General features: G+C 53.1%; 9 protein-coding genes. 4 read left to right on the forward strand and 5 right to left on the reverse strand.

The annotated features are described in order from the left end of the window. Positions 1-96: 96 nt before the first annotated feature. Together JFC11_RS18310 and prlC are read right to left on the reverse strand one after the other, a co-directional pair. A complete protein-coding gene (locus JFC11_RS18310; RefSeq protein WP_038480086.1) occupies positions 97-348 on the reverse strand; it encodes a YheV family putative zinc ribbon protein in 252 nt (83 codons plus the stop codon). A gap of 62 nt (positions 349-410) precedes the next feature. After that, complete coding sequence (gene prlC, locus JFC11_RS18315; RefSeq protein ID WP_038480089.1) at positions 411-2,459, reverse strand: oligopeptidase A; 2,049 nt, start codon at positions 2,457-2,459, stop codon at positions 411-413. Between the two features lie 222 nt (positions 2,460-2,681). On the opposite strand from prlC, the gene JFC11_RS18320 reads away from it, so the two are divergent. The 3 genes from JFC11_RS18320 to JFC11_RS18330 all read left to right on the forward strand — a co-directional run bounded on the left by JFC11_RS18320 (position 2,682) and on the right by JFC11_RS18330 (position 5,386). Then, positions 2,682-4,022 carry a sodium-dependent transporter gene (locus JFC11_RS18320; protein WP_038480092.1) on the forward strand — a complete coding sequence of 447 codons (1,341 nt, stop codon included), beginning with the start codon at positions 2,682-2,684 and terminating at the stop codon, positions 4,020-4,022. A 44-nt stretch (positions 4,023-4,066) separates the two neighbouring features. Further along, positions 4,067-4,603: a gamma carbonic anhydrase family protein gene (locus JFC11_RS18325; protein WP_038480096.1), complete on the forward strand. Its 537-nt coding sequence runs from the start codon at positions 4,067-4,069 to the stop codon at positions 4,601-4,603. A 111-nt stretch (positions 4,604-4,714) separates the two neighbouring features. Next, entirely contained in the window at positions 4,715-5,386 is a 672-nt protein-coding gene (locus JFC11_RS18330) for a metal-dependent hydrolase (protein ID WP_038480099.1), read from the forward strand. On the opposite strand, the gene JFC11_RS18335 is transcribed toward JFC11_RS18330, so the two are convergent. Genes JFC11_RS18335 through JFC11_RS18345 form a run of 3 tightly spaced genes read right to left on the reverse strand, consistent with a single transcriptional unit; the run spans position 5,362 to position 9,426 of the window. Further along, positions 5,362-6,744: a sigma-54-dependent transcriptional regulator gene (locus tag JFC11_RS18335; RefSeq protein WP_038480102.1), complete on the reverse strand. Its 1,383-nt coding sequence runs from the start codon at positions 6,742-6,744 to the stop codon at positions 5,362-5,364. The genes JFC11_RS18330 and JFC11_RS18335 overlap by 25 nt on opposite strands. Then, on the reverse strand, positions 6,737-8,656 hold the full coding sequence (locus tag JFC11_RS18340) for a sensor histidine kinase (RefSeq protein ID WP_198350214.1): 1,920 nt from the start codon (positions 8,654-8,656) through the stop codon (positions 6,737-6,739). The genes JFC11_RS18335 and JFC11_RS18340 overlap by 8 nt, the downstream gene beginning before the upstream one ends. Then, complete coding sequence (locus JFC11_RS18345) at positions 8,653-9,426, reverse strand: GntR family transcriptional regulator (protein ID WP_009724995.1); 774 nt, start codon at positions 9,424-9,426, stop codon at positions 8,653-8,655. The genes JFC11_RS18340 and JFC11_RS18345 overlap by 4 nt, the downstream gene beginning before the upstream one ends. A gap of 309 nt (positions 9,427-9,735) precedes the next feature. On the opposite strand from JFC11_RS18345, the gene lldD reads away from it, so the two are divergent. Then, positions 9,736-10,890 (forward strand): FMN-dependent L-lactate dehydrogenase LldD, encoded by a 1,155-nt coding sequence (gene lldD / locus JFC11_RS18350; RefSeq protein ID WP_095604682.1) that lies wholly within the window; start codon positions 9,736-9,738, stop codon positions 10,888-10,890. The last annotated feature ends 116 nt before the right edge of the window (positions 10,891-11,006 follow it).

An 11,006-nucleotide genomic window follows, 5' to 3' on the forward strand; every position in this document is an offset into this window, starting at 1 on the left:
GTTTTCCGCACACTTTTGGAAGTGAAGAGTGAGGTAGCCTCCAGCGCGGTGGAGGCTTAAATTGAAAGCGGTAGCATAAATGCTGGGAATAGGCGGTTAACGTTTAGGTTTACTGGGGTCGAGAATGCGTACTGGCTGTACATCCTGCGTTTTTTGCTCTTCGCGTACTTGGTTAACGCGGGTAGTCAGCTCTGGTGCTGTCTCATCTTCAATCGGCAACTGCTCGAAAAAATCGCAGTTAACGCATTCCCGGTAGCGAATGTTGTTTTGCTCCCAGGCACGAATCCGGTCCATGGCCGCGCAGCGTGGGCAGGTTACCCCAGCAATAAAGCGTTTCACACTCGACATAACAGGCTCCAAGGGTGCGCTAACAAGACAGGTACCGCACCCGGTGATAGTGAAAATAAACCTCAGGCTGCGCGAATACCGCTATGGCGTAATAATGGCTCTACGCTTGGTTCGCGGCCTCGGAAAGCACGAAATAGCTCGGCGGCATCCCTCGCACCGCCTGGTTCCAAAATTTCCTGGCGGAAGCGTTGGCCAGTGTTAGGGTCAAAAATCCCAGCTTCTTCGAACGCGCTCCAAGCATCGGCAGAGAGCACTTCCGCCCATTTGTAGCTGTAATAGCCCGCCGCATAGCCGCCCGCAAAAATATGGCTAAAGCTATTCTGGAAGCGGTTAAAGTCAACCGTCGGTACGACAGATGTGTGGCTGCGTACGTCGTTCAATAGCGTTTGAACGTCGCTGGCGCTAGGCGCTTCCAACTCATGGTGCAGGCGCAAGTCGAATAATGAAAACTCTATTTGGCGCACCATCCCCATTGCTGACTGAAAGTTCTTGGCAGCCTGTAAACGCGCTAGCAGGTCAGCGGGCAGAGGCTCGCCAGTATCGACGTGCTTGGCAATCAAGTCTAACCCTTCGCGTTCCCAGCAGTAGTTCTCCATGAATTGGCTGGGCAGTTCAACCGCATCCCAAGCAACACCGTTAATGCCAGAGATATCGGCGATGTCCTGTTTGGTCAGCATGTGATGCAAGCCGTGGCCGAACTCATGAAATAGCGTGGTGACTTCATCATGGGTTAGCAGAGCGGGTTTATCGCCCACTGGGGCGGTGAAGTTGCAGGTCAGAAACGCCACTGGCAGTTGTAGGCCATTTTCAGTTTGACGACGTACTCGGCAATCGGCCATCCACGCTCCGCCACGCTTGTTTTCGCGAGCGTACAAATCCAAATAGAAACCGGCGATCGGCTTACCTTGTTCGGTAATGCGGAAATATTGAACATCGTTGTGATAGCTAGGCGCATCAGGCGCTGCTTCCACGCGAACACCGTAAAGACGTTCTACTACCTGGAACAGCCCATCTACCACCTGTGGCGCAGGGAAGTAAGGACGAAGCTGCTCTTGTGAGATGGAGTGACGTGCCTCGCGCAGCTTTTCGCTGGCATAGGACACATCCCACGGCTCAAGCGTTTCAAGCCCTAGTTCCTCACGGGCATAGTCGCTGAGCTCCGCGACTTCTTCCTTGGCCTGGGGAACGGCGCGGCGAGCTAGGTCATTCAAAAACTCAAGCACCTGTTCGGGAGAGTCGGCCATCTTAGTGGTGAGCGAGTAATCGGCGTAGGTATTAAAGCCAAGCAGGTGGGCGAGCTCTTGGCGGAGCGCCAAAATCTCTTCAAGAACGGGAGCGTTATCGAACTTACCTGTGTCTGGGCCTTGATCGGAAGCACGCGTGACAAACGCGGTGTATACCTCTCGCCGCAACTCTCGGTTGTCGGCATAACTGATAATGGGGAAAAAGCTCGGGAAATCGAGGGTGATGCGGTACCCATCGACGCCTTTTGCCTGGGCGGTTGCTTTTAGCGTATCAAGCGCGCTTTCCGGCACGCCGGTGAGTTCATCAAGATGACCAATATCCTTATGCCAAGCTTGGGTAGCATCGAGCACGTTGTTTGAAAACTGATTGGATAGGCTGGAGAGACGCGCTTGAATCTCGCCGTAGCGAGCCTTTTTGTCAGCAGGTAAATCAACCCCAGCTAAGCGGAAATCACGTAAAGCGTTTTCTACTGTGCGCTGCTGAGCAGGCGTTAGCGTTGCCCATTCATCACCCTGCTTAAGCGCTTGCCAGCCATTAAAGAGACCTTCGTGTTGTCCCATCCAGGTGCTAAATGCTGAGAGTTTTTCCAAACATGCTTGATAAGCTTCCCGCAGCTCGGCTGTGTTCATCGTGCCGTTGAGATGAGAGATGGGCGACCACGCTTGGGTAAGCCGGTCATTAACAGCCTCTAGCGGCGCAGCAAAGTTATCCCAACGTGGTGGCGCTGTAGCGGCCTGTTGAGCGAGTCGGTCGATGACTTCTCGGCTTTCATTCAGCAGCGTTTCTACCGCAGGCACGACGTGTTCGGCGCGAATGTCAGCGAAAGGGGGAAGCTCGTGCGGCTCTAGCAACGGATTGCGGGACATAGGCACCTCGTAGGCATTAATTTTTTAACTCGCAACGTTTTTAATACGTTAGGGGCGCATAAAAACGCAATAATAATGACACAGTGCGGGCGGTGAGGCCGTGTTTCAATGTTTGGGCTGAATACGGTGGCTTGAACCAGGGTTTGGCCTGGGCGTAAGCGCCTGCTAGGCTTGCCGCCTTTTAGTGTTGCCAACTAGTGCCACCAATGGCAGGAGCAAGTGATGAGTGAAACGCTGGAGCGCTGGGGGTCAAAGCGGGCCTTTATCTTAGCGGTAACGGGAGCTGCAGTTGGGCTGGGTAATATTTGGCGTTTCCCGTACGTTGCAGGCGAGAACGGTGGTGCGGCATTTTTATTGATCTATGTGGCGTTTGTACTGCTGTTAGGTATCCCCGTAATGATGGCCGAGATTTTAATTGGTCGGGCAGGGCGTCGTGGGCCAATGCAAGCGCTAAGTAAGCTGGCCGTTGAAGCAGGTGCTTCTCGACACTGGCGCTGGTTAGGGTTATTTGGTGCATTCACCGTCTTCTGTATTTTATCGTTTTACTCGGTGGTGTCAGGTTGGTCGATTGAGTTTTTAGTCGCTTCAATTAACGGCAATTTCGATGGTGCAAGCGCAGCAGAAATAGGTGCGGGTTTCGATGCATTTCTGGCAAACCCAGGCCTGTTGATTTTTAACCACTCGTTGTTCCTATTTATGACCATGACGGTGGTGGCAGCGGGCGTTGCCAAAGGCCTAGAGAGGTTGAACAACCTATTAATGCCGCTGCTGTACGGTTTATTGTTGCTACTGGCTGGTTATGCCACAACCACTGACGGATTTGGTACAGCCCTTTCATGGCTGTTTTTACCGTCGTTTGGCGATGTAACGGCCTCAGTGGTGTTGCACGCCATGGGGCATGCGTTTTTTACCCTGGCAGTAGGGGCCTGCGCGCTAATGGCTTACGGGGCTTATATGCCTGATGAGCAGAGCCTACCGAAAGCTGCGTTTGCAGTTGCAATGCTCGACATCAGCGTTGCCTTGTTAGCAGGGATTGCGATCTTTTCGGTGGTATTTGCCCAAGGTATGGACCCCGCTGACGGCCCAGGGTTGATGTTTGTGACGCTGCCTATTGCTTTTTCTGAGCTGCCTTGGGGAGCGTTTTGGTTAAGTGTGTTCTTTCTGTTGCTCTTATTGGCTACCTGGACCTCAGCGATTAACCTCGCTGAACCCATGGTGGCGACGTTGCAAGGGCTTGGATGGCGGCGCAGTGTGTCAACGGCCGTCGTAGCGCTGAGTGTATGGCTGTTGGGGCTGCTTTCGGCGTTTTCGTTTTCTACTCTCGCCGACTTCAGGCCGTTGTTCGGACGCAATGTGTTTGAGCTAGTCAGTAGTATTCCGCCTGATATTTTCCTGCCTTTGGGCGGGCTGTTAATTGCTATCTTTGCGGCCTGGGTAATGCCCCGTATGCAGGTTGTACAAGCATTGGGTGTTGGGGAGAGTGGCTATGTACTCTGGCGTAATATTGTACGCTGGGTGTCGATTCCGCTGACGTTTATTGTATTGCTAGGCGGGTTGCTATAGTCCTTGAATATTTGAATCCAATAGCGTTTAAGCAGGAGTGTGCAATGAGCAATGCCCTACGACCCTTTCAAGGTATTTCGCCTCGCCTTGGCGAGCGGGTTTATATCGACCCTGCTAGCGTGGTGATTGGTGATGTGGAGCTGGGCGATGACTGTTCGGTGTGGCCGATGACGGTGATTCGGGGTGATATGCATCGGATTCGCATTGGCGCTCGCACTAGCGTGCAGGATGGCAGCGTGCTGCATATTACCCATGCCAGCGATTTCAATCCTGACGGCTTTCCACTGACGATTGGTGATGATGTCACCATTGGCCATAAAGCGATTTTGCATGGCTGTACGCTGGGTAGTCGCATTTTGGTGGGTATGGGGGCGATTGTGATGGATGGGGCGATTGTCGAGGATGAGGTAATTATTGCTGCTGGCGCGGTAGTCACGCCAGGCAAACGTTTGGAAAGTGGCCATGTATACGCTGGAAACCCGGCGAAAGCATTGCGTCCACTTAAAGATAAAGAGCGCGCTTTCTTTCCTTACACGGCAGGTAACTACGTTAAGTTAAAAGATCAGTTCCTCGCTCAGTAAATTTTCTAATACAGGTGCTAAGCAGTTGGCCTAACACTCTTTTTTCTTAAATAGTCATGTTGCGGCAGCCAAAAGTCTGGTAATTTATCCAGTTTTCCAGGATGCCGCGCTATGGCGAATTTTCGCACGCACATTACGGTAGCAGCAGCAGGCGGCGTGCTAATGGCTTATGTCGGCTGGCAGGCTGAGTGGTGGCCAGCGACTCAGGCGCTATTAATTATTGCCCTGGTAGCCTTTGGCGGTATTTTGCCTGACATTGATGCAGACCGTTCCCGCTCTATCCGTCTGATTTTTAATCTTTTATCGGTTCCTTCGCTGGTGCTTGGTGTGTTGTTGTTGCAGCCCTGGTTAACACCAGGTTTGTTGCTAGTGGCGTGTGGTGGCATTTACGTTAGCGTGCGTTATTTTGCGGCGGTGGTGTTCTCACGGCTAACGGTTCATCGAGGTATTTGGCACTCATTGATGGCGGCTGTGCTGTGCGCACTGATGACTGCCGCGTTTAGTTTTCACTTGCTGGCACAGCCAGCTTGGCTGGCCTGGTGCCATAGTGCAGCGGTACTGCTAGGATTTATCATTCACTTGAGCCTGGACGAGCTTTTCAGCGTGGACCTAGAAGGTGCGCGGTTAAAACGCTCTTTTGGAACCGCGCTAAAGCTGGGCGATGGTCGTCGCCCACTCTCGAACGTCTTTATGCTGATTGCGCTATTTACCTTGGTGCCTTGGGTGCCGCCGTGGGACGTGTTGATTGAGTTGTTTCATCAAGGGTCGCTGCTATGGCGATAATCGTCAGCGCTTAAACTGTGTTTTTTGAGTTTGTCGTAGAAGGTTTTGCGGGGTATTCCCAGATGACGGCATACGTCGGTTACGCGCCCATGATGTCGGGACAGGGATTGGCTAATCAGGCTCTTTTCAAATAGCTCTACTTGGCGCGGCAACGTTGGCTCTTCGGTGTCGGCGTTGGCCCCTTCCAGTAGCGCATCCAGGCGGTAGTCAAAGGCTGCTCCCAGTAACACATAACGCTCTGCAAGGTTACGCAGCTCGCGAACATTACCAGGCCAGTCGTGGGCCAGCAGGGCGGCTATCGAATGGCTATCCAGGGTAGGGGCTTCTAAGCCACTGCGGTTGGCAGCGACCACGGCGAAATGCTGGAACAGCAACGGAATGTCCTCACGCCGTTCGCGTAGCGCGGGCAGTGGCAGGGTAACCACGTTGAGTCGATAGTAGAGGTCTTCGCGAAAGCTCCCCTCTTCGGCAGCGACTTTGAGATCCACTTTGGTGGCCGCAATCACTCGTATATTGAGTGGCACCGTCTCGTTGGCCCCTAGGCGCTCGACGCTACGCTCTTGCAATACGCGCAACAGCTTCACCTGAAGTGCCAATGGCATTGATTCGATCTCATCCAGGAACACGGTGCCACCATTGGCATGCTCAAACTTACCAATTCGCCGTTCTACAGCGCCGGTAAAGGCGCCTTTCTCATGGCCAAACAGTTCTGACTCTATGGTGTTTTCTGGTACTGCGCCGCAGTTGATCGCCATAAACGGGCTATTGCGCCGGGCGCTACGTTCATGAATGGCGCGGGCGACAAGGTCTTTTCCGGTGCCGGTTTCGCCAAATAGCAGCACATCAGCCTCTACTTGGCTGATGCGCTGAATCATTGCCGCCAGACGAGAAATCACGGGTGTGCGGCCCACAAGGCGTGGCCCAAGAGCTGCCTGCTGAACCTCAAGCTCGGCTTTTAAGCGTAAATTTTCCAGGCTCAGCTGGCGCTTTTCGATTCCTCGCCTCACGACATCAAGTAGCTGATCCCCAGCAAAAGGCTTTTCCAGAAAGTCCCAGGCACCTGCACGCATCGCCTCCACCGCGGTTGAGATGTCACCGTGGCCAGTGATTAAGATAATCGGCAGTGTGGCATCGCGGCTGTGTAATTCATGTAATAGCGCCATACCGTCCATTCCAGGCATGCGAATATCACTCACGATTACGCCGGGAAAGTTTGCTGGTAGTGCCTCAAGCGCTTGTTCTGCAGACTCAAAACAGTGAGGCGTGTAGCCAGCGAGTTCGAGTGTTTGGCTGGCGGTGATACGCAGGTGTGGTTCGTCGTCGATCACCATGACCGGCAGCGTCGACGGCTCATGCATGGTTGTTACTCTCCTTGACTGAGTATGGCGGCAGTACGTTAGGTGTTGCTGAACAGGGTAGCGTAATGATGAAGCGCGCCCCGCTAGTGGGCTGATTTGCTACCTGCAGCTTGCCGCCCAGATCCTCCATAATACGTGAGGAAATCGAAAGTCCTAGCCCTAATCCGCTACCGGGTGCTTTGGTGGTGAAGAAGGGTTCGAAAATTTGGCCCAAGTGGTTTTCCGCAACACCTGGGCCATTATCGGCAACGCTGATCATCACTTGCTGTTGTGCGATTTCGACACTTAGCGTCAGCATGGGTGATGCTACCTCTTTCATGGCCTGTAATGCGTTACTGATCAGATTCACCAGTACTTGCTCCAGGCGGACTAAATCACCCTCAACCCAAAGCGTTTCCTCGGGCCATTGTTGGACTACCTCGATGCCATCATCTCGTAAGCGGCTGTGAAATAAACGCAGGGCGTACTCAATACAGGCTTGCACAGAGATTGTTTCCTGGCGCTCGCTACTCTTACGAGAGAACTGGCGCAACTGAGCACTAATATCGGCCATGCGCTGGGTAAGCTCGACAATTTGCGCTAGGTTGGCGTCCGCTTTATCTACCCGCGCCAGTTCAATAAACCGCCGGCCATTTTCAGCGTAGGCACGAATAGCTGCTAATGGCTGATTTAACTCGTGATTAATACCGGCAGCCAATTGACCCAATACCGCAAGCTTTGCTGCCTGGATCAGCTCATCTTGGGTTTGGCGTAGATTAGCTTCTGCTCGCCGCCGCTCTTCTATTTCACCAGAAAGCCGCTGATTACTGGCGACTAAATCACGTGTTCTTCGTTCTACGCTAACCTCTAGTTCATCGCGTACCCTGGCTAAGGTTTGTCGTTCGCGCTCTGCAAATGCTTCGCGCTCTCGGCGTAAACGCATGCGTTGCCAACCAATGCCGCCGCCCAGGGCTATCACGCCATATAAGCCTCCCGCCATCAGCGCCGCAATCCACTGGGCGTTCACCACGGGAGTGAGTGGTTTTAAAATATGCATTTGCCAGCCAAACTCTGGGATGGGGCGCGTAAGGCTTAAATAGTGCCCACCGCTTAGTGGGCCGCTAGCAAAGCTAACGAGATAGCTATCGGACCCGTAAGGGGCTTCAAGCTCAATGCCGGAGGGCGTTAAAGGCTCCATTGCATAGCGTCGGGTTGCCCGTAGGGTGTCAAGTTGGTCGTCGGTGAGAGGATGGAGGGCATTCATGCGCAGCTCAGGGTGGCTGGCCATGAAAATAATATTGTCGCTGTCGGTGACAAACAGCTCAGCGTCCTGTTCCGCCCAGCCCTCTTCAACATCGTCGAGCAGCACTTTGACGACGATAACGCCGTCGGGTTTTGCATCGGGCGAGGTGTCATCAAGCCACACTGGTGCAGAAAAGTAGTAACCACGCTCAAGCGACTGTACGCCTAAACCAAAGAAACGCCCCTGCCCTCCGGTAATGGCGTCGGTGTAATAGCTGCGAAACGCATAGTTTTGACCAATGAATGTATTGGGGCGGTGCCAGTTGCTGGCAGCGATGGTATCGGCGTTACGGTTAAGCAAATAGACATCAGAGACCCCAGAGGTAAAGCGAAAACGGTCAAGCAGCAAGTTGAGCGGCATGGGGTCTTGGCTGTCTGGAGAGTCTAAAAAACGTTGTACGCCTTCCCTGGTCGCCAGCATTTGTGGCAAATAATCATAGCGCAGCAGGTAACCGTTTAAGTTGGCGGCAGAAAGCCGCAGCTCGTTTTCGGCATCGTCTTGTAAGTTTGATAGCGCCTGCTCGCGGGCTAGTTGAGCGGCTTGCCACATGCATAGCATGAGCCCTAGCGGAATCGCGATCAGCCAGAGTAGTCGCCAGCGATGGTCTGAAAGGCGAGGTAAGCGACTCATGCGGGTGTGCTACTGGTACCTTGGGCACGACGCAGTGCTCGCTGGGCGCGGGTTTCCGCTCTGGCCATCTCGAGAAGACCTTCCTCAACGTACACTAGGTGCTCGTGCGCTCGGCTGCGGGCATCTTCAGCACGGCCTTCTAAAATCGCATCTAGCAGGGCGCGGTGCTGCTTCATTAACTGCGAGCGCGAGTCGGGCTTTGCAAAAAGATGGGCGAGGTTATCAACGATGCTCTGCTCTAATAAATGGAAAATGCCTCGAATAGTGTGAAGTAACAGTACGTTATGAGCGGCTTCTGCAATAGCGAGGTGGAAGGCGGCATCCAACTTTGCTTCTTGGGCGGGGTTGGCGCCCACAAACCCACCGTCAAGTTCTTCAAAGCGCTGGATTAATACGGCTTTGTCCGCTGGCGTTGAACGTAGCGCGGCGTAATAAGCTGAAATACCTTCCATCGCATCGCGGAATTCAAGCAAATCCAAATGAAATTCGTTGTGCCGGGAAAGCATCTCCAACAAAGGGTCGGTGTAGCCGCTGTTTAGCGTTTCATTCACGAAGGTACCACCCCCTTGGCGGCTGGTAAGCAGGCCTCGTGCAGCAAGTTTTTGAATGGCTTCACGTAGAGAGGGACGCGACACGCCAAAACGTTCAGCAAGCTCTCTTTCTGGGGGCAGGCGCTGGCCAGGCTTGAGGCTACCTTCAAGAATCATTGCCTCAAGGCGCTCGGTAATCACATCAGCCAAGCGCTGCTGGCGGAGCGGTGGATAAGTCATTAGTGCAGGTCCTCATAATTGGTAAGACCAATAGTAGGGGCTTTAATGATTTGTCTCAACAGTAAAAGGCTAGCAAATTGGTGACTATTAGCACCGCTTGTTTGGTTTATAACTAAAGTATATGACCAAAATACGCCATGGTGAGCGATGCGCGTTTGACACGACTGCGACGTCTCATTACTGTTGGTGCTAATTTTTTTGTAAATTGGTAAAACCAATTTTATCTAGGGCGTTTAACACTGACGCTTCGATGACCGTTTATAGATAGTACTTATCGATAGTGCATCTATTTGTTGCATAGGGCCTGCCATGATCATTTCATCACCGACGGACTACCGCCTAGCTGCCAAGCGTCGTATCCCACCGTTTCTGTTTCACTATGCTGATGGCGGGTCATACGCAGAGCATACGTTGCGGCACAATGTTGAAGATCTAGCGGGTATCGCGTTGCGGCAACGGGTGTTGAAGGATATGTCGTCGCTATCGCTGGAAACCGAGCTGTTTGGTGAAAAGATGGCAATGCCTCTTGCCTTGGCGCCGGTGGGGCTAACAGGCATGTACGCTAGGCGTGGTGAAGTCCAGGCAGCACGGGCAGCGACCAAGAAAGGCATACCGTTTACGTTATCGACGGTCTCCGTATGCCCAATTGCAGAAGTGGCAGCGGCAGTGGAGCGGCCCATCTGGTTTCAGCTTTATGTATTGAAGGATCGGGGCTTTATGAAGCACGTGCTTGAGCGTGCTAAGGCGGCAGGGGTTAAAACATTAGTCTTCACCGTTGATATGCCTGTGCCTGGAGCGCGTTATCGCGATGCTCATTCAGGCATGAGCGGCAAAAGCGGGCCTATGAAACGTATGCTTCAGGCTGCGTTGCATCCTCTTTGGGCTTGGGATGTCGGTGTGCATGGTCGCCCGCATGATCTAGGCAATGTGTCTGATTATCGTGGTCAGCCGACGGAGCTTGAAGATTATATTGCCTGGCTTGGCGATAACTTTGATCCCTCTATTTCCTGGAAAGATCTGGATTGGATTCGTGAGCAGTGGGATGGCCCAATGGTTATTAAGGGCATACTGGATGCTGAAGATGCCCGTGATGCAGTCCGCTTCGGGGCTGATGGCATTGTAGTTTCAAACCACGGTGGCCGTCAGTTGGATGGCGTGCCTTCTACCGCGCGTGCCCTGCCTGCTATTGCCGATGCAGTTAAGGGCGATCTGGCCATCCTGGCTGATTCTGGTGTGCGTAATGGGTTGGATGTAGTAAGGATGATTGCCATGGGCGCAGATACAGCATTGATTGGTCGCGCCTTTATCTATGCGCTTGCAGCAGCAGGTGAGGCGGGAGTTGCTAACCTGCTTGAGCTTTTCGAAAAAGAGATGAAGGTGGCGATGACGCTCACCGGTGCGCGAACGATTGCTGATCTCAGCACCGAGTCATTAGTGCCTGACGCGATTCCTGCGCTTAAATAGAGAGGACGCTGCTGCTGGCATTGGGGTAATAGACGAATGTTGAAGTTTTTTTACAAAAGCCCTTGCCAAGACGGCAGCGAATCCGTAAAGTACGCATCCGCTGCCGGGGACGCACA

Source organism: Vreelandella alkaliphila, assembly GCF_016107625.1.
GTDB classification, from domain to species: Bacteria; Pseudomonadota; Gammaproteobacteria; order Pseudomonadales; family Halomonadaceae; genus Vreelandella; species Vreelandella alkaliphila.